General features: G+C 70.2%; 21 protein-coding genes. 16 read left to right on the top strand and 5 right to left on the bottom strand.

The genetic code is table 11. The features are described from left to right. Positions 1-10: 10 nt before the first annotated feature. From Q5696_RS04670 to Q5696_RS04660, 3 genes are read right to left on the bottom strand one after another with little or no spacing between them, the layout of a single operon-like run. Positions 11-577, bottom strand: a complete 567-nt coding sequence (locus tag Q5696_RS04670) for a phosphatase PAP2 family protein (RefSeq protein ID WP_305094049.1) — start codon at positions 575-577, stop codon at positions 11-13. Further along, positions 574-3,318, bottom strand: a complete 2,745-nt coding sequence (locus Q5696_RS04665; RefSeq protein WP_305095133.1) for a sacsin N-terminal ATP-binding-like domain-containing protein — start codon at positions 3,316-3,318, stop codon at positions 574-576. Before Q5696_RS04665 ends, Q5696_RS04670 begins: the two co-directional genes overlap by 4 nt. Next, complete coding sequence (locus Q5696_RS04660; protein WP_305094048.1) at positions 3,315-4,151, bottom strand: DUF3027 domain-containing protein; 837 nt, start codon at positions 4,149-4,151, stop codon at positions 3,315-3,317. The genes Q5696_RS04665 and Q5696_RS04660 overlap by 4 nt, the downstream gene beginning before the upstream one ends. A gap of 71 nt (positions 4,152-4,222) precedes the next feature. Here Q5696_RS04660 and Q5696_RS04655 point away from each other — a divergent pair, with 71 nt between their 5' ends. The 3 genes from Q5696_RS04655 to Q5696_RS04645 all read left to right on the top strand — a co-directional run bounded on the left by Q5696_RS04655 (position 4,223) and on the right by Q5696_RS04645 (position 7,325). Next, positions 4,223-5,032, top strand: coding sequence for a glutaminyl-peptide cyclotransferase (locus tag Q5696_RS04655; protein ID WP_305094047.1), 810 nt, complete (start codon positions 4,223-4,225; stop codon positions 5,030-5,032). Positions 5,033-5,111: 79 nt separating this feature from the next. Further along, a complete protein-coding gene (locus Q5696_RS04650; RefSeq protein ID WP_305094046.1) occupies positions 5,112-6,800 on the top strand; it encodes an MFS transporter in 1,689 nt (562 codons plus the stop codon). Between the two features lie 24 nt (positions 6,801-6,824). Beyond that, on the top strand, positions 6,825-7,325 hold the full coding sequence (locus tag Q5696_RS04645; RefSeq protein ID WP_305094045.1) for a DUF2771 family protein: 501 nt from the start codon (positions 6,825-6,827) through the stop codon (positions 7,323-7,325). Positions 7,326-7,405: 80 nt separating this feature from the next. On the opposite strand, the gene Q5696_RS04640 is transcribed toward Q5696_RS04645, so the two are convergent. Then, positions 7,406-7,825, bottom strand: a complete 420-nt coding sequence (locus Q5696_RS04640) for a cold-shock protein (RefSeq protein ID WP_305095132.1) — start codon at positions 7,823-7,825, stop codon at positions 7,406-7,408. A gap of 393 nt (positions 7,826-8,218) precedes the next feature. On the opposite strand from Q5696_RS04640, the gene Q5696_RS04635 reads away from it, so the two are divergent. From Q5696_RS04635 to Q5696_RS04590, 10 genes are all read left to right on the top strand, one after another. Next, a complete protein-coding gene (locus Q5696_RS04635) occupies positions 8,219-8,734 on the top strand; it encodes an alternate-type signal peptide domain-containing protein (RefSeq protein ID WP_305094044.1) in 516 nt (171 codons plus the stop codon). Between the two features lie 40 nt (positions 8,735-8,774). After that, entirely contained in the window at positions 8,775-9,275 is a 501-nt protein-coding gene (locus Q5696_RS04630; RefSeq protein ID WP_305094043.1) for a hypothetical protein, read from the top strand. Between the two features lies 1 nt (position 9,276). Further along, positions 9,277-9,909, top strand: coding sequence for a signal peptidase I (locus Q5696_RS04625; protein ID WP_305094042.1), 633 nt, complete (start codon positions 9,277-9,279; stop codon positions 9,907-9,909). Between the two features lie 13 nt (positions 9,910-9,922). Then, complete coding sequence (locus Q5696_RS04620; protein ID WP_305094041.1) at positions 9,923-10,513, top strand: SipW-dependent-type signal peptide-containing protein; 591 nt, start codon at positions 9,923-9,925, stop codon at positions 10,511-10,513. 10 nt (positions 10,514-10,523) lie between these two features. Further along, on the top strand, positions 10,524-11,108 hold the full coding sequence (locus Q5696_RS04615) for a signal peptidase I (RefSeq protein ID WP_370654859.1): 585 nt from the start codon (positions 10,524-10,526) through the stop codon (positions 11,106-11,108). Next, a complete protein-coding gene (locus Q5696_RS04610) occupies positions 11,105-12,274 on the top strand; it encodes a hypothetical protein (RefSeq protein ID WP_305094040.1) in 1,170 nt (389 codons plus the stop codon). The genes Q5696_RS04615 and Q5696_RS04610 overlap by 4 nt, the downstream gene beginning before the upstream one ends. Positions 12,275-12,324: 50 nt before the next feature. Further along, on the top strand, positions 12,325-12,903 hold the full coding sequence (locus Q5696_RS04605; protein WP_305094039.1) for an alternate-type signal peptide domain-containing protein: 579 nt from the start codon (positions 12,325-12,327) through the stop codon (positions 12,901-12,903). Between the two features lie 90 nt (positions 12,904-12,993). Next, on the top strand, positions 12,994-13,224 hold the full coding sequence (locus tag Q5696_RS04600) for a hypothetical protein (RefSeq protein WP_305094038.1): 231 nt from the start codon (positions 12,994-12,996) through the stop codon (positions 13,222-13,224). A 39-nt stretch (positions 13,225-13,263) separates the two neighbouring features. Then, positions 13,264-13,656, top strand: a complete 393-nt coding sequence (locus Q5696_RS04595; RefSeq protein ID WP_305094037.1) for a YccF domain-containing protein — start codon at positions 13,264-13,266, stop codon at positions 13,654-13,656. Positions 13,657-14,104: 448 nt separating this feature from the next. Further along, entirely contained in the window at positions 14,105-14,734 is a 630-nt protein-coding gene (locus tag Q5696_RS04590) for a resuscitation-promoting factor Rpf1 domain-containing protein (protein WP_305094036.1), read from the top strand. 70 nt (positions 14,735-14,804) lie between these two features. Here the strand turns inward: Q5696_RS04590 and Q5696_RS04585 are convergent, their stop codons facing one another. Continuing rightward, positions 14,805-14,993 (bottom strand): hypothetical protein, encoded by a 189-nt coding sequence (locus Q5696_RS04585; protein ID WP_305094035.1) that lies wholly within the window; start codon positions 14,991-14,993, stop codon positions 14,805-14,807. A 61-nt stretch (positions 14,994-15,054) separates the two neighbouring features. On the opposite strand from Q5696_RS04585, the gene Q5696_RS04580 reads away from it, so the two are divergent. From Q5696_RS04580 to Q5696_RS04570, 3 genes are all read left to right on the top strand, one after another. Continuing rightward, the gene (locus Q5696_RS04580) at positions 15,055-17,355 is read left to right on the top strand and encodes a helicase-associated domain-containing protein (RefSeq protein ID WP_305094034.1); all 2,301 of its coding nucleotides are present in this window, start codon (positions 15,055-15,057) and stop codon (positions 17,353-17,355) included. A gap of 77 nt (positions 17,356-17,432) precedes the next feature. Then, positions 17,433-17,558, top strand: a complete 126-nt coding sequence (locus Q5696_RS04575) for a hypothetical protein (protein WP_305094033.1) — start codon at positions 17,433-17,435, stop codon at positions 17,556-17,558. An 11-nt stretch (positions 17,559-17,569) separates the two neighbouring features. Then, positions 17,570-17,770, top strand: coding sequence for a hypothetical protein (locus Q5696_RS04570; RefSeq protein ID WP_305094032.1), 201 nt, complete (start codon positions 17,570-17,572; stop codon positions 17,768-17,770). The last annotated feature ends 14 nt before the right edge of the window (positions 17,771-17,784 follow it).

Genomic DNA, 17,784 nt, shown 5'->3' with positions numbered 1-17,784 from the left:
GTGCGGCATCTCACATGCGGGGTGGGCGTGTCGCCGCGGTGGCGCTGCGCCTCGCCCACCGGTACGTCGCCCCGATCCACACTGCCGCCCAGGCGGCGCCGATCGCCCACCCGGCGAGAACGTCGGTGAGCCAGTGCGCGGCGAGGTACACGCGGGACAGGCCGACGGCGAGGGTGTACGACGCGAGTACGGCGAGCAGAACGCTGCGGCGGACGCCCGCGGCCACGACACGGACGACGACGGCGCCGAGGACACACGCGAGGATCGCCGTCATCATGGCGTGCCCGGACGGGAACGCGTACGAGTCGAGGAGCACGAGGCGGTCCGGCACCGGTGGCCGCACCCGGCCGAACACTTGTTTGAGTCCGGCCATCAGCGCCCACCCGGACAGCATCGCTCCGGCGACGAGTACCGCGTCGGTGGTGCGTCGGCGGGCGAGGAGAACGAGGGACACGACGGCAGTGACCGTGAACACCGCGATCGTGCCGCCCGTGTGGGTGACGGCGGTCACGACGTCCGTCGACAGCGGGGTGCGATGGTCGACCATCCACTGCAGTACCGACCGGTCGACACTCACGTGGTTCCCCACGTGCGCCGGATGTGGGGGCGCCCGGCGTCGTCCACCCACCACGGCACCGCGACGTCGCCGGTGACCGCCCCCGACACCCGGACGACGAGGTCGTCGTGGACGGTCACCGTGCCGGACGGCAGGTCCCGGCCGAGAGCGGCGGCGGCGAGGATCGCGCCTGGTTCCCGATCCCACGAACTCGTCTCCCCCGCCCCCACGACCTCGGCGTGGACGGCCGCCGACGCGAGCGGCAGGTCCAGCAGGTCGGCGAGCGCGGTCGCCGTATCGACTGCGCCGAGCACGGTCCGGGCGGGTGGGACGACGGCCGCCAGGTGCGGGCGATCGAGCACGAGCGCCTCGTCGGCGTCGACGACGGCACCGGTCAGGACACGCACCCGGGCGGGCAGGTCCAGGTCGTCGACGTCGAGCACGCCGCGGTCGGCGGCGGCCGCGAGCATTCGGTACGTGCGGGTGACGACGGCCGGGGTGGGGGTGCGTGCCGGGTCGGCGAGCCGGTCGAGGAGCACGGCGGCCGGCCCGGTGCCGTCGACGGTGGCCGAAGCCAGTGCGGGCGCCAGGGCCGCGGCGGCCGGATGGTCGAGGACGTCGAGCAGGCCCGCGAACGTGTCGTCGTCGGGGGCGCGCAGCATGCCCAGCGGATGTCCGTCGATCTCGGCGTGCCGGCGCAGCCACCAGGCGGTGTAACCGTCGCGGTCGGCCAGCGCGGCGGCCGTGTCCGGGTCGGCGGCGAGCAGGGTGAGGGCCCGAGGCCAGCGGTCCGGGTCGACGAGGTCCAGGTCGCGGACCGCGATCAGGGTTTCCGGGTCGTCGACGAGGGTGTTCCACCACGTGTCCTCGTCGTCGAGGTCGTGGTCGGGGCCGGTGGGAAGGTCGGCGCGCAGCACCGTGAATCCCCAGCCGACGCCGACGACCCGCAACGTGTCCGCCCCCACCCGGTCCACGAGCGCGGGATCGACGGTGCCGAACGGGGAATCTGCGACGAGGACGTCCGCGAGCGGGGCACCCGGCAGCAACAGTTCGTCGGCGGGCACGAGGTCTCCGGCCGTGTCGGGAAGGGGCAGCTCACCGAGCCGGTCCGGCCGCGCCTCGGCATCGAGGTGAGCGGCGAGCGCGAGCACGACGGACGCCAATTCCGTTGCGGTGTCGAGGTCGTCGTAGTCGACGTCCTCGATCCGGGCGTGCAGTGCCGGATCGTCGAGCAGGTCCGCGGCGGTGGCCGGCTCGGCGCCGAGCCGGTTCAGCAGCGGATGCGCCGCGTCGGGGTGGACGAGCCGCACCCAGTCCAGGGCCGCCGCGGCGTCCCCCAGATCCGTCCCCAGGTCGACACCGGTGACGGTGGTGCGCGGGCCGGTCACGGTACGACCGTCCACGAGTGGAACGGGAACGGCGGCAAGCTCTTCCGCGGTGACCGCGTCGACGACGAGCGGTTCGAGCGCCGCGTACAGGGCATGCCACCACGACGGCGGGCGCTCGTGCCCGGCCAGCAGTTCCGCGATACGCGCGAGCCCGATCCGGTGCACGTCGACGGCTGCGAGCGCCGGGGCGTGCCGCGGCCCGGACAGTCGTGGATCGACGAGGCCCGGGACGACGTCGGCGAGGGCGTCGGCCAGTTCCGGGGTGAGCCCGGCGACGACGGTGGCGCGGGTGGGCACGAGGTCGGACCGGTCTGCGGCCGGCAGCCACGGTGACGTGCGCAGGTCCCGCAGAATCGCCTCGCGCAGCACGGTGTCGGCCTCGCTGCGTGCGAAACCCGGCACCGGGACCAGCCCGGGACGCTGCTCGGGCGGCACCGCCGCCACGAACTCCGCATAGCCGGACGCGACACCGGCCAGCGGTGCGCCGGGCAGCAGGCGGCGACGGTCCGGTTGCATGGGGACATCGGCGATCAGCAGCGCCGGTAGCGACAGTTCCTCGTCGGAGCGGGTCGGGGCGCGCAGGACGTCCCCGGTGACGGGGCGCAGGCGACCATCGTCGACCGGCACCAGCCAGCGCGCGGACGCCGTCCGATACTGCCACCACGTCCGCTCCCCGATCGTGATCTCGGTGAGTCCGTCGCCGAGTGCTCGTTCGGTGCGGTACAGCATCGTGCCGTCGACCTCGATCGAGGTGAGGGCCGGCAGTTCCAGCAGCAGGTCCACGGCCTCGGCCGCGCACACGTCCAGGAGCGCAGCGGCCGCCGGCCCGTGCAGGTCGGGGCGCAGCCGCAGCACCACCTCGGTGTCGAACCCGGTGGCCGGCGGCGTGTCGGAGGGCCAGGCGAGTCGCAGCGCGGGCACCCCCACCGTCGGGGCGTCGAGTCCGGCATCGGCGATCGCGGCGCGGGTCCGTTCCACCGAGAACACCAGTGATCCAGTGGTCGAACGCAATTCGATGTCGTCGGCAACGGCGAGTACCGCGGTGAAGCCGACCCCGAACCGACCGACCCCGGTGGTCTTACCGGACGCCCGCAGCGCGACGAGCGCCGCAGCACCGTCGACGTCCAGGGGTGCACCGGTGTTCGCGACGTGCAGCACGCCGTCGTGCAGCGTCACCCGGAGTGCGCCGGGCACACCGGCCTTCACGGCGGCGTCGGCCGCATTCTGGGCGAGCTCGGTCAGGAGCCGGTCCCGGTAGCCGGCCCGCACCAGATCGGCCTCGGCCGCCGCGTCCTCCCGCAGGCGGGTCGGCGAACTCCGCCACGCGACGAGCGTGCCGTCGCGCAGTGCAGCGGTGCCGAAGGGATCGGTCAGTGCTCGCCCTCGGAGTCGGTGACGGCCTCGACAGCCGTCTCGGGTTCCGGTGCGGTGTCGGGCATCTCGGGGGACGGCAGGTCGACGATCTCGACAGCCGCATCGTCGTACGCGTCGTAGCGCGGCGATCCGGCACCGGTGGGCAGCATGGTGTCGGAGTGGGCGCCGCAGCCGTAGGTGGCGGTCACGACGTGCCCGTCGGCGGCCATCTCGTTGCCGCACACCCCGAATGCGGCGTGCAGCGATCCCGCGAGCGGCAGGTAGAACCCGCACAGTTCGCACGTCGACGGCGCAGCCTTCGCCATCTCCGACTCCGGGCCGTGGTCGCCGTCGTACCAACGCTGCGCGCAGTCCAGACGGCCCTCACGGCTCATCACCTGCTTGCGCCCGAGCCCCACCTCGAACGCGACCTCGTCGATCTCCGGGTCCCCGGTCGCGACGTAACCGGGCACGAGCCGCGGATCGTCCTTCGGCGGCGCCAGCAGATCCCCCGGCGACAGGTCCCCGGGACGGACCCGCTGATCCCAGGGCAGCCATTCGGGTGCGAGGAGCGCGTCCGGGCCGGGCAGCAGCGCGAGCTCACTGATCGTGACGTGGTCCGTGCCGGGCACCGCGGCCACGACGACCGCCCACTGCCAGCCGTGATAACCGGGCAACTCCGCCACGAAACGGTGGGTGGCGGCGCACTCGTCCTCGGCGGTGACACCGAGGTGACGTCCGACCGCACCCTCGTTCAGATCGACCAGCGCCGCACGGGCGCGATCGACAGCTCGAGCGAGGACGGGGCGCACGGTAGTGCTCTCGGGAGACGACGCAACACTCACAGCGTCCATCTTGCCGCACCCAGTCCGGTCTGCGCGCGTCCGGGCCGTCGGCGCCCGTCCCGGCCTGTCATGCTGGGCGGGTGAACCGGCGTCGTCCCGCACCGTCCCTCGCACTCGCCCTCACCGCTCTGGTCGCCGGATCGGCCGCGGGATGCACGGTCGACACCCCACCGGCGGGCGCGGTCACCGCCGAACAGTGGCGCCCGGAGATCGTGCGCGAGCTGCCGCACGACGCCGACGCGTTCACGCAGGGCCTCGAGATCTCCGACGGCGTCCTCTACGAGAGCACGGGCCTGGTGGGCCGGTCGTGGGTGCGGGCCACCGACCTCGCGTCCGGCACCGAACTGGCCCGCACCGACCTGGCCCGCCCCCTGTTCGGGGAGGGCATCACGGTCGCCGGGGACACCCTGTGGCAGATCACGTGGACGGACGGGGTCGCGATCGGACGCGACCCCGGCACTCTCGCCCCGCGCCGGCAGGTCGGCTACGACGGCGAGGGCTGGGGGCTGTGCACGCAGCCCGGCCGGCTGGTGATGAGCGACGGCTCGGACACGTTGACGTTCCGGGATCCGGCCACGTTCGACGCCGTCGGCACCGTCGACGTCACCCTCGACGGACAGCCCCTGGACCGGCTCAACGAACTCGACTGCGCCGACGACGGGTTCGTGTACGCGAACGTGTGGCAGACGGACCGGATCGTGAAGATCGATCCGGCGACCGGGGTGGTGGTGGCTCGGATCGACGCGTCGAACCTGACGGATGCACTGCCGTCGGACGGGCGCGGCGACGTCGACGTCCTCAACGGGATCGCCCAGATCCCCGGCACCGACCGGTTCCTCGTCACCGGGAAGCTGTGGCCGCGCATGTTCGAGGTCCGGTTCGTCGCGTGACCGTGGCCGACACGTCGGGCGAACAGGACACGGGACGCCCGTCTCGTGCAATGACCGGGTGCTAGGACAGAATTGGGGGGTGACCGAACCCCGCGAACCTCGAGACGCCCCCGGGCGCGAGCAGGCGCCGCGCGATCGGGAGCCCCGGCAGCATCCCGGATACGGCAACTACCCGCCGCCTCCCCCGCCGCAGCGGCGCCCGGCCGCCCGGCGGTCCCCGCTTCCGCCACTGCATCCACCGTCGACCCGGCCGCTGCCGCGACCGGAACAGCCGCCGCACGATCCCCCTGCCGACAGTGCCCCCGAACCACCGCCGATGCCGCGGAAGCTGACGGTGACGCGAGTCGCGGCGATGCGCAGCAAGGAACTGACCAACAAGGGCATCGCGACGTTCCGCCGCGCCGCGACCGCCGACGGCGCCGACAAGTCGGGACTGACCGCGCTGATGTACGCGGTGATGGCGAACTTCGCGACCGACGCCACGATCGCCGTCGCGCTCGCCAACACACTGTTCTTCTCGGCGGCCACCGGCGAGGACAAGACGAAGGTCGCGCTGTACCTGCTGATCACGATCGCGCCGTTCGCGGTGATCGCACCGCTGATCGGTCCCGCACTGGACCGGCTGCAGCGGGGCCGGCGGATCGCGCTGGCCTCGTCGTTCGCGCTGCGCACCGCGCTGGCGGTGCTGCTGGTCTTCAACTTCGACAGTTGGGCGCTGTATCCGTGCGCGCTGGGCATGATGGTGCTCAGCAAATCGTTCTCGGTGCTCAAGAGTGCGGTGACGCCCCGCGTGCTGCCACCGGAGATAGACCTGGTCCGGGTGAACTCACGGCTCACCGTGTTCGGCCTGGTCGGCGGCACGATCGGGGCGGGTGCGCTGGCCGGCGCGTTGGCGTTCGTGACCGGGTCGACCGGGGTGCTGTGGCTGACCGTGGTCATCACCGGGTTCGGTGCGTACCTGAGCATGCGGATTCCGGCATGGGTCGAGGTCACCGAGGGCGAGGTCCCGGCCACCCTGGCGTTCCACGGCGACGACTCCCCCACCCGGGTGATCGACCGCAACGGCACACCCACCACGGCGATGCCCGGAACGTCCGGCCGGCCCGGAAAGCAACGGCAGCCGCTGGGCCGGGTCGTCGTGACCGGGCTGTGGGGCAACGGCACCATCCGGGTCCTCACCGGTTTCCTCACCCTGTACATCGCATTCGTCGCGAAGGCCAACACCGACCACGAGCCGATGATGCAGGCGCTCACCCTCGGCCTGGTCGGTGCCGCCGCCGGTATCGGCAACTTCGCCGGCAACGCCGCCGGCGCCCGACTCGAACTGGGCCGGCCCGCGATGATGGTGCTGCGCTGCACGATCGCCGTCACCGTCGTCGCGGTCCTCGTCGCCCTCACCGGCAACCTGCTCACGGCCGCGCTGGCCGCACTCGTCGCATCCGGGGCGAGCGCGCTGGCGAAGGTGTCGCTGGACGCGTCGCTGCAGCAGGATCTGCCCGAGGAATCCATCGCGTCCGGCTTCGGACGGTCCGAGACGGTGCTGCAGCTCAGCTGGGTTCTCGGCGGCACCCTCGGCGTCCTACTGCCCACCGATCTGTGGATCGGTTTCACGGTCGTGTCCGTGGTACTTACCATCGGACTGGTCCAGACGATCTTGACGTACCGCGGGGCGACCCTGCTGCCCGGACTCGGCGGCAGACGACCCGAACACGTCGGCCCACTGACCGAACCCCAGTCCCCTGTCGGCCACAGCCCCCGTGCCGACTGACCCGCCGAACGAGAAACGGAACCCATGATGCAAGCCCGGACGAAACAGATTCTTGCGCTGATCGCGGCGGTGGTGCTGGTGGCCGCGGCCGGGCTGGGCACGGTGGTGACACTCCTCGTCCGCAACGCACCCGAGTCGCTGCCCGTCGTCACCGCCTACTCGCACGGCGACTCGGTGGACGTCGCCGGCGGTGCCTGCGACGAGCAACTCAATTGCGTCGGACTCGAGATCGCCGAACTCCACGTCCCCGAGGGCTACCCGCTGCAGCTGTCGCTGCCCCGCGAGATCGCCGACTCCGACTGGCGTCTCAACGTGCAGATCGGCAACCCGAAGACCGGTGAGATCTTCGAGGGCTACCGCGACTACACGCCCGGCGAGGCGTACGCCGTGACGGTCCCCGGCAACGAGGGCGAACAGCTGATCAGCGCGATCATCCAGCTCCCGGCCCGCAACGGCCTCGCCCAGGTGTGGGCGTTCCAGACCATGCCGATGCCCGGTGGCGGCGTCATCGCCCCCGCGCAGTAACCCCCCGCACGAACGAGAGGAGCCCACCGGCGCTGCCGCCGGTGGGCTCCTCTCGTGTCTGTGGGTCGCGGTGGGTCGCGTCAGCTGTCGAGCTCGCGGGCCACGGCCCGCACCACCTCGGAGATCCGCTGCGCCGTCTTACGGTCCGGGTAGCGGCCCTTGCGCAGATCCGGCTGAATCTTCGCCTCGAGCAGCGTGATCATGTCCTCGACCATGCCGTGCAGCTCGTCCGGCGAATGCTTGCGGGGTGCGCCCGCTTCACGGCGCCCCCCACCCTGCCCCTGACGCACCGACGGCGCCGGGTCCAACACGGTGACACTCAACGCCTGCGGACCACGACGGCCTGCCGCCATCCCGAACTCGACCCGCTGACCGGCCTTGAGCCCCTCGACACCGGCCGGCAGCGCGGACGCCCGAACGTACACGTCCTCCCCGTCGTCCTGGGAGAGGAATCCGAACCCCTTCTCGACGTCGTACCACTTCACCTTGCCGGTAGGCACCGTGTTCACCCGCTCATCTGACTGCTGCACCCGACACCCGAGCACATACGTGGATATAGACAACGCGCCCCGCACAGTGGGCGGGACGCGTGATGCGGCCAGTGTACCCGCCGTGGACCACCCGAGGCTGCAACGTTTTCGGCAACCAGGAGACCTGGCGAAAGTCCCTACCCGGACAACCACGGCAGCTGAACCGATCCGGGTCGAAAATTCTTCTGGACAATTGACCAGTTTCTCCACCGGACAATCCTCGCGGGTGCTACAAAGTACGCGGCGAAGCGCGGGGGCTGCGCCGACAGCAGAGTCACCCTCTCCGGTGCCCGACGGATCCACGTCCGACGCACCCCCTCATCGCGCCCCCTCCACAGGGCCCCAAGAATGCGAGAACGACGCATGAACAAGAAGACCAAGGGCGCCATCGCCGCCGGCGCAGCAGCACTCCTCCTCGCCGGAGGCGCCGGCACGTTTGCCGCCTGGAACGACACCGCGACCGTTACCGGTGGCACGATCACCGCGGGCGAACTCAAGTTCGACGGCACCACCGCGGCCGGCACCTGGTCCAACGCGGCCGGCCCGATCGGCAGCATCGACGACTACCGCATCGTTCCGGGCGAGACGCTGACCTACACGGTGTCCCCGAAGGTTCTCGTCAAGGGCGACAACCTCACTGCCACGATCACCGCAACCGCGCCCACCGCAACCGGAGACCTCTCGGACAGCCTCGAAATCGGCACGGTTGCCGTTTCCGGTACCGGTGTCACTGCCGGGGCGATCACGACCGCCGCCGACGGTCAGACGCTCACGGTCACGGTTCCGGTGAAGTTCAAGGATGTCACCGGGCTGACGGATCAGGGCGCCTCGGCTGTGCTGGGCGACATCTCGCTGAACCTCCAGCAGACGACCAGCTAGAACCTTGTCGAAGAACCACCGCTGGTGGGCTCTCGCAGCGGTGCCGGCTGTTGGGCTGATTCTCTTTTCTGCCCAGCAGACCGGCGCCCTGTGGAGTGACACCGAGACACTTCCCGGCGCGACGATCACCGCCGGCACCTTGGATATCGGCGTCGGTGCCGGGTCCTTCACGCTCGGCTCGTTCGGGCAGACCGGGCTTGCCGTGGGCGGGTATTCGCAGACGCCGTTGACGGTGAAGAACACCGGTGACGTGCCGACGCGGTACCGGTTGACGAACGTGACGCAGTCCGATGCCGCGTTGCCGTTGACGTTGACGGTGTGGGAGGTCGCGAACGAGTCGGCCTGTCCGGCTTCCGGGGATCCGACAGGCGCGGCGACCCAGCTCTACGACGGGAACATGATCGGTGCGAGCACCGAGCTGCGGCCCGCGCTGCAGGCCGGAGCGTCGACGGTGCTGTGCCTGCGTGGCACGGTCGGTACCGGGGCCGGTGGCGGTCTCGCCTCGACCACCACGTTCACGTTCGACGCATCACAGGTCTGACGTGCGTCGTACCACCACCCCCACCGACGAGCCGACCACCGCATGGTGGTGGGTCAAGTCGGTCGTGTCGTGGGTTCTGCTCATCGCGATGGTGGGGTTCCTGGCGGCGACGATCGTCGTTCCGCGCCTGACGGGTTCGACGCCGTACACGGTGCTGACCGGGTCGATGGAGCCGACGTATCCGCCGGGCACGCTCGTCGTCGTCGAACCGGTGGACGCCGGGACGCTCGGGGTCGGCGATGTCGTCACGTTCCAGTGGGAGTCCGGCAAGGTCGACGTCGTCACGCACCGCATCACCGCGGTGCAGTATTCGGCGAAGGGCGAGCTGCGGTTCACCACCCAGGGTGACGCCAACCCGGCCCCCGACGAGCGGCCTGTCGTTCCCGAGCAGGTCCGCGGCAAGGTCTGGTACGCGGTGCCGTACGTCGGGTATGTCAACAACATCATTTCCGGTCAGCAGCGTTCGACCCTCCTCATGGTGGTCGTCGGCGGGCTCGTGATCTATGCGGTGACGATGTTCGTCGGGTCCGGCCAGGACAAGCGTCGGCAGCGCCGCACGCAGACCTCATCGGACGACGACGCCACGGACGTGTTTCCCGTGATCGACGCCGATTCCTCGACAACTTCGAAGTAAGAAGGACCCCTTCATGTCTCGCGACGAGATCTCGACCTCCCCTCCGCGTGTCGGCACACGCGTGCGCCGGGTCCTCGGTGGTGGCCGGGTCCGGGCCGCCCTGTCTCTCGGTATCGTCCTCGGCCTCGGATCGGTGGGCACGATGGCCTCGTGGAGCACCAGCGTCACCGCGACGTCCGGGACGTTCCGCACCACCGCGATCGAGGTGCAGCTCGGACCGTCCGGGCAGGCGAGCAAGAACTTCCCGTTCAGCGACCTGACCAAGAGCGGACTGCTCCCGGGATCCTTCGTGGATGCCGTTCTGCCGGTGCAGAACACCGGCGACATGGCCTTCGCCTACGGAATGACGGCGCAGGCGAGCGGCGACGCCGGTGTGGCCGGTCAGATCACGGTCGGCGTGTATGCGGGCAGCACGTGCACGGGCCCCGCCCTCGGCAGTGGCGATCTCTCTGCGACACGGACGGTCGTCACCGATCGTGGGCCCGTCGAGGCCGGCGCAACCGACACCCTCTGCGTGCGCGCCACCGCCGGAAACAGTTTGACGAAGGCCATGCAGGGCAAGTCGATCGGCGTGACGTTCACCGTCACCGCCACCTCGCAGTAGTCGATCGGACGTGGCACCCACCATGACCGCCCCGAAGACCCGATCGTCCGGCGCACACCGGGTCCGCGAGACCGCCCTGACCGTCGGGGCGATCGCGGGACTGATCTGCATCGTGGCGACGGTCGCAGGGCTGCTGTTCCACGTCGAACCGCTGATCTTCCGGTCGGGGTCGATGGCACCGGAGATCACCACCGGATCACTCGCGCTCGCGAGGACCGTACCGGCCGACGACCTGTCGGTCGGCGATGTGATCAGCGTGGAAAACGCGTACGGCACCCGAATCACGCATCGCGTGTACGACATTCAGCCGGCCGGTGGCGATGCCGTCACGGTCGTGTTGAAGGGCGACGCCAACAACGCCCCGGACGTCGAACCGTATGCGATCACCGAGGCGGACCGCGTCTTCTGGAGCGTTCCCCGCCTCGGCTACGTCGCCGCATGGTTGTCGAGTTCGACGGCCGTGTTCCTCGGCGGCGTCTTCGTCGGGGTGCTGCTCATGCTCGTCGCGAAGCCGTCCGGGCGCCGCGACGACGATCCACCGAACACCGCCCCGGACAACGACATTCCGCATGGGGGAAGGACCCAGACGCCGTGACCACTCCGCTCTCACCCGAACCCGAACAGCCACGACGGTCACGGCACCTCACCTGGAAGGCCACCCGCCCCGCCCTCGCCGCAAGTGCCGTCGCACTGTCGGTGTTCGGGCTCTCCCAGGCCAGCCCGACCAGCGCCGCCTTCCAGGACACCGCGCAGGCGACCAGTGGTGCGCTGACCGTGGCGGGGAACGTGCTGCCGGAAGTAGCCAAAGTCGACTGCACAACGATCGGTGTCGGCACCGGCAGCCAGGACGCCCAGCTGAGATGGAACCATCTGGGGCCCGCATACAAATACCGCGTCGACGTCTACAAGGAAGGCAGTAGCACGCCGTACACCGGGTGGGACAAGGATCCCGGTGTCGGATTTGCCACCGGCGGGCAGATCCTCAGTGCCGTGACCAGCGACGACACCCAGTACGGCGGAACCCAGGACTACATCGCACAGGTTCACACCGTCAACCGCTACACCAACGAGAAGTCCGAAGGCTGGCGCGGATACCGCGCACGACGTGGCGGCGCAACGTGGAATGTCTGGTGTCAAAGCGCAGTTACCGGCAACGTGCTGGCCGCAGGTAGCGACAGCAATCTGCTGAGGTCCGCCGACCAACCGTCGGCCGTGACACCTGAAAATGTCACACCGTCGAGCCCGGACCCAGTACCGACAACCGCGAAAACGACGACGTCCGCCGAGACCACAACCTCGACCACGACCACCCCGTCGTCGACCACCACCACGGCCCCGTCGACCACCACCACGACGGCCCCGTCGACCACCACCACGACGGCCCCGTCGACCACCACCACGACGGCCCCGTCGACCACTCTGTCCGAGACTCCGCTCGGCACCGCGCAGAAGTCTCCGTCCGGCTACACGGCGATGCTGGTGCAGTCCCCCGACTCGGAGACCGCGATCGCGATCGTGGACGCGAGCGGTGATGAGCTGCAGCGTATTTCCGTGTCCGCTTCGGCGACGTACGAGTGGGACGAGTCGTCCGACACGTTGTGGATCACGGACGGCGGAAAGCGGTACCGGGTGGCGGGTTCGTCGTGGACGAAGACCGCCGTCGACACACCGTCCGGAGAGGCCGCGTCGGACGACACCACACCGGCCGACACCACGCCGGACGGCACCGCGCCGACCGCCGACTCTGCCCTGACCGAATGACATCGTCGACATCGAGGCATGTCGCTCGAAGGGAACGGAAGACACACCGAATGACGACACACCCCAGGACCTTCAAGGTCGCGGTCGCCGCACTGGCACTGGGCTCCACCCTGACGCTGACCGCATGCGACTTCGGCAGCCTCGGCAGTGGGAGCGCAGGCAGCAGCGGCGGCTCCACCTCGACGGCCCCGCCGACCACGACCGTCCCGCCGACGACCACGCCGGGGGGCGGCGGTTCGGGGTCGATCACCGAGGTCACCACCCCCGCCTGGAAGGACCGGAACGGGCCGATCGACATCGCGTCGTTCCGGATCGTCCCGGGTGACGTCCTCACCTACTCGGGCAGCTATCGGATCACGCTCACCGGCACCTATACGAAGGCCCTCCTCACCGTCGACGACATCGTGTTCACCAGTGGTGGGCAGCTGACCGGGAGGCTGCAGCCGCAGGTGACCGCGCAGATCGACGGGACTCCGGTCCCGGCCGTCCTGGACCGGAGCTACGACGGCAAGACCGTCGACGTGACCGCCAGTTTCACGTTCGATCCGCAGACCTCCGGGAAGGTCGCCCAGTCCGATTCGGCGAACTTCGACGACATCACGGTCCGCCTCGAACAATCCCTGCCCTGACCGCACCCCGAACGGGCGGTTGCCCGGGCATCGGCCGAGTGCCGTGCCCGGCAACCGCCCGTTCACCGTCCGTGGCCTACCGTTGACACCGTGACGAACGAATCGCAGCGCAACGACTCCGACAACACCGGCAAGGGCCTGTTCTACGCCGCCCTCGCCTGCTTCTTCGTCGGTATCGCGGCAATCGTCACGGTGTTCTTCGTGCATTCGCTGTCCGAGGGCGATCCCGGCCTCGCCCTCTACCTCCTCACCCTCGCGTGCCCGCTCGGCTTCGTCCTGGCCGTCGCCTACGCGCTCCGGTCCGGACGCCGGAGTCACTGAGACACCGGAGCCGACGAGCCGCTTCCGAAAGGAACATCCGTGCGAATCCTGCTCAACATCATCTGGCTGATCTTCGGCGGGCTGTGGCTGGCACTGGGCTATTTCGTGGCCGGCGTACTGATGTGCATCCTGATCGTCACGATTCCGTTCGGGATCGCCTCGTTCCGGATCGGCGTCTACGCGCTGTGGCCGTTCGGGAAGACCGTCGTCGACAAGCCCACCGCCGGTGTCGGCTCACTGATCGGCAACGTGATCTGGTTGATCCTGGCGGGGATCTGGCTCGCGATCGGGCACATCGTGTCGGCGATCGCGATGGCGATCACGATCATCGGTATCCCCCTCGCGATCGCGAACCTGAAGATGATCCCGATCTCGCTGATGCCACTCGGCAAGGACATCGTCGACGTCGATCGCCGCGACATCGCCCTGTGATCTCTACCACATAACGCATCGATAACGACGGGGCGGCGAAATGGGATCGCCCCTCGGACGGCCCGACTAGCAGGGCCAACGCCGCCGACGCCCGATTCGTCCCATGACCGGTCCCAGGCACGCCGCGTTACCAACTAGTGACGTTCGGCCCTCGCTCGTCGTACCGTCGTCTCCGGCCGGCACCACGGCCACCTCCGGGCCCACCGCGCCAAACCCCGTCCAGCGGGCCCGGACAACCCACGAACCATCCATGGACGGGGACGGGGGACCCAACCGGTCCTCCGGGGAACACAGTCCCGTCAGGGACTGCCCCGCAGGGCCACGGGAGAGCGATCTCCCTGGGGGTGAAGCCAGACCCGCTCCAGCCATGAGCGGCGAGGCCGGGCGACCTCTCAGCCCGAACCCGACAGCTGACCTCGCAGGCGCGTACGGAGAGGAACCGACCGACATGAGCGGACGCCATCGCAAGCCGACCACCACCGGCCGCACCGTCGCCAAGGTCGCCGTCACCGGCGCCATCATGGGCGTGAGCGGCGTGGCCCTCGCCGGCACGGCCAACGCGGCCCCCGATTCCGACTGGGACCGTCTGGCCCAGTGCGAGGCCGGCGGCAACTGGGGCATCAACACCGGCAACGGCTACCAGGGCGGCCTGCAGTTCTCGCCGAGCACGTGGACCGCGCACGGCGGCGGAGAGTTCGCGGCCACCGCGAACAACGCCAGCCGGGAGCAGCAGATCGTCGTCGCCGAGCGAGTGCTCGCCAACCAGGGCTGGGGCGCATGGCCGTCCTGCTCGGCCAAGCTCGGCCTGAACAGCGCGGCGACGCAGCGCACCGCCCCGGCCGCCACCCCGGCGCCGAAGGCCGTCACCACCCCGGCACCCGTGCAGGCCCCCGCCCCCACGCATCCCGCGCAGGGCGTCTTCGACCAGATCGATTCGCTGCTCGACGCCGCGAAGGCCCAGGGCATCGCCGTCGACCAGAACGTTCTCGACGCGTACGACGCCGCGAAGTCGTTCGACCTCGGCGCACTGGACCTGCAGAACATCGCGGGCCCCGTCGCCGGCACCTCGCAGAGCTAGACCACCACGTCAGACGTGGAAGAGGGCCCCTCACCGAAAGGTGAGGGGCCCTCTTCGCGTCGTGTGCGCGTCAGCGGTTGATCACGGTGTGCGGATGCACGTAAGGCAGGGATTCCACCGGCAGCGGGAACTCCGTCTCCTCACCGAACGGCGAGAGGTTGCCTGCACGGCTGGACGACAGTTCGGTCACCGCGTGGTCACCGTCCGCAACGTCCGGCCACCCTGGATCGACATAGTGCTTCTTCGAATTGTTAGCCACGTCGCCCATCTTGGCAGGAGCCGGCGCCGTGGTACAGCCCAGGTCACTAATCTCATAGGCGATGATCTCTCCTCATGGCACAGCGGACACTCCCGACACCACCGGACCCGCGGTGACCGCGACCCTCACCGACTGGCTCACCGGCCGCAAGGACGCCGACCTCGCCACGCTGCTGCGGCTGCGACCCGACCTGGCGGTACCCCCGCCGGCGACGTGCGCGGTGCTGGCCGGGCGGGCCGAGCAGCGGGCGTCGGTACTGCGCGCCGCCGACACCCTCGACACCCTCGAGTTCGGGGTTCTCGAGGTGCTCACGCTCGCGCACGCCGACCGGACGCCGGTGCCGCGGACGACGGTGTCCGGCGCGTTCACCGGCCGCGCCCCGAAGCGGTCCGTCGACAAGGCCCTCACCCGGCTGCGGGCGCTCGCGCTGGTGTGGGGTGACGACGAGCACCTGCGGATCGTTCCGGCCGCTGCCGAGGCGATCCCGTGGCGTGTCGGGCGGGCGGAGACGGCGTCGGACGCCCTCGGCGAGGACGAGATCCGGGCCGCCCTCGACGACATCGAGCCGGCCGAACGGGAACTGTTGTCGACGCTCGCGCGGTCGTCACCCGTCGGACGCACCCGCGACGCTGCCCCCGGCACGTCCCCCGAGCGGCCGGTGCAGCGGCTCCTCGCCCGAGGTCTGCTGCACTGGATCGACGCCGAGACCGTGGAGTTGCCGACGTCCGTGGGGCAGGTGCTGCGCGGCGAGGTCGTCCACGACCCCACCGCGCCGACACCACCGTCGCTGACGGGCCGTGTCCGTGAACCGGCGGAGATCAACGCGGCCGCCGCCGGCGAGGCGCTGGAACTGGTGCGGCACTGCGAGGACCTGATCGCCGTGCTCGGCGACGCACCGGCGCCGACGCTCAAGGCCGGCGGTCTGGGGGTTCGGGAACTGCGCCGGCTGGCGAAGAGCACCGGTATCGACGAGACCCGGATCGGGCTGTTGCTCGAACTGCTCGCAGGCGCCGGACTGATCGCGTCCGGCCTCCCCGACCCCGCACCGGCCACCGACGTGGACGAGTACTGGGCGCCGACGGCCGCCGTCGACGGCTGGTCCAACTCGGGGACCGCCCGGCGGTGGGCCACTCTGGCCGGGGCCTGGTCGACGCTGCCGCGACGGCCGTGGCTGATCGGGCACCGCGACGCCGCCGACAAGCCGATCTCGGCACTGTCCGACGAGGTCCGCTCCCCCGGTTCCCCACACGAGCGGCGACTGCTGCTCGACCTGCTCGCCGACGCCGGCGGCCGGGACGTCACCGCCACCGACGCGGCCCGGCTCCTCGCATGGCGTCGTCCCCGCTGGGCGGGCCGGCTCGGACCGCACGTCGTCGAACGCACCCTCGCCGAGGCGACGGCGCTCGGGTTGGTCGCGCACGGCGCTCTGTCGTCTCCGGGCAAGGCGCTGCTGCACGGCGGCGACCCCGAAGCCGAGATGGATGCGGCACTGCCCGAGCCGATCGACTACGTGCTGGTGCAGGCCGACCTCACCGTCGTCGCACCGGGGCCCCTCGTCCCCGATCTGCTCGAGCAGATCACCCTCGTCGCCGACATCGAATCCGCGGGTGCGGCATCGATGTACCGGATCGGGGAGGCGAGCATCCGGCGGGCCCTCGACGCCGGACTCGGCGCCTCCGACCTGCACACCCTGTTCGCGACCCGGTCGAAGACGCCGGTCCCGCAGTCGCTGACCTATCTGATCGACGACGTCGCCCGACGCCACGGCCGGCTGCGGGCCGGGATCGCAGCATCGTTCGTCCGCTGCGAGGATCCGGCACTGCTCACCGAGGTGCTGTCGTCGCCGATCGCCGAGCAACTCGCGCTCCGGGCCCTCGCCCCCACCGTCGCCGTCTCGCAGGCTCCCCTCTCCGAGGTACTGGCCGAGCTGCGGGCCGCCGGTTTCGCGCCCGCCGGAGAAGATTCCAGCGGCGCGCTCGTGGACCTGCGCCCGCGCGGCGCCCGCGTCCCCGCCGCCCGTGTCTCCCGAGTGCGGGTGCCGGCCGTCCCCACCGACGAACAACTCACGACGCTCGTGCGGTCGCTGCGCTCCGGGGACCGGGCCGCCGCGTCCACCGGGGCCAGGCTGCGCAGCGACGGCAGTCGCGCGTCCCTCGCCGCGACGATGACGCTGTTGCAGACCGCCACCCAGGTGGGCCGGACCGTCACGATCGGGTACGTCGACGCGCAGGGCATCGCGTCACAGCGCATCGTGGCACCCGTGTCCGTCGGCGGCGGCCGACTCGACGCCCGCGACCCCGACACGGGCGAGATCCGGCAGTACACCCTGCACCGGATCACGTCCGTCGCACTCGTGGACTGAACTGCGCGACTGGCATTTTTTGGGAAATAGGATATGGTCTCGATCGAGTGATTGCCACTTCGACTTCAGGAGCGACAATGGCCGAGAGAAAACCGGGTAAGAGTCTCAAAAAATCTGCGCAGTCGATCAAGGAAAAGCGCGCGGAAAAAAGGGAACGTGCCGTAGACGTGGGCGAACTCGTCAAGAAGCGCAAGCGCAGCTGAGCGGACGCCCCATGACGCACAAGTCCATCTCTCACGCCACCCCCGACATCCTGGACCGGCTGCACCGGAAGCTGGAGAACCTGCTCCCCGGCGCGAACCTGCCGGAACCCGGGTCGGACGGCTTCAGATCCGGCATCGCCTCGGCGCGGCTCTTCGTCCTCGACGAACGGGCACAACATTCGGGAATTCCGATCGGCGCCGACCGAAAATAAAAGAACCGAACAAA

Origin of the sequence: Prescottella sp. R16 (assembly GCF_030656875.1) — a bacterium.
In the GTDB taxonomy this organism is placed as follows: Bacteria; Actinomycetota; Actinomycetes; order Mycobacteriales; family Mycobacteriaceae; genus Prescottella.
This window is presented reverse-complemented; position numbering and strand designations above follow the sequence as displayed.

What these genes read in the sequence shown, in the direction of transcription:
- Q5696_RS04660 (WP_305094048.1), bottom strand. Translation starts at nt 4,151, where the DNA reads ATGGACGCTGTGAGTGTTGCGTCGTCTCCCGAGAGCACTACCGTGCGC.
- Q5696_RS04645 (WP_305094045.1), top strand. Translation starts at nt 6,825, where the DNA reads ATGATGCAAGCCCGGACGAAACAGATTCTTGCGCTGATCGCGGCGGTG.
- Q5696_RS04635 (WP_305094044.1), top strand. Translation starts at nt 8,219, where the DNA reads ATGAACAAGAAGACCAAGGGCGCCATCGCCGCCGGCGCAGCAGCACTC.
- Q5696_RS04620 (WP_305094041.1), top strand. Translation starts at nt 9,923, where the DNA reads ATGTCTCGCGACGAGATCTCGACCTCCCCTCCGCGTGTCGGCACACGC.
- Q5696_RS04605 (WP_305094039.1), top strand. Translation starts at nt 12,325, where the DNA reads ATGACGACACACCCCAGGACCTTCAAGGTCGCGGTCGCCGCACTGGCA.
- Q5696_RS04590 (WP_305094036.1), top strand. Translation starts at nt 14,105, where the DNA reads ATGAGCGGACGCCATCGCAAGCCGACCACCACCGGCCGCACCGTCGCC.
- Q5696_RS04580 (WP_305094034.1), top strand. Translation starts at nt 15,055, where the DNA reads ATGATCTCTCCTCATGGCACAGCGGACACTCCCGACACCACCGGACCC.
- Q5696_RS04575 (WP_305094033.1), top strand. Translation starts at nt 17,433, where the DNA reads ATGGCCGAGAGAAAACCGGGTAAGAGTCTCAAAAAATCTGCGCAGTCG.
- Q5696_RS04570 (WP_305094032.1), top strand. Translation starts at nt 17,570, where the DNA reads ATGACGCACAAGTCCATCTCTCACGCCACCCCCGACATCCTGGACCGG.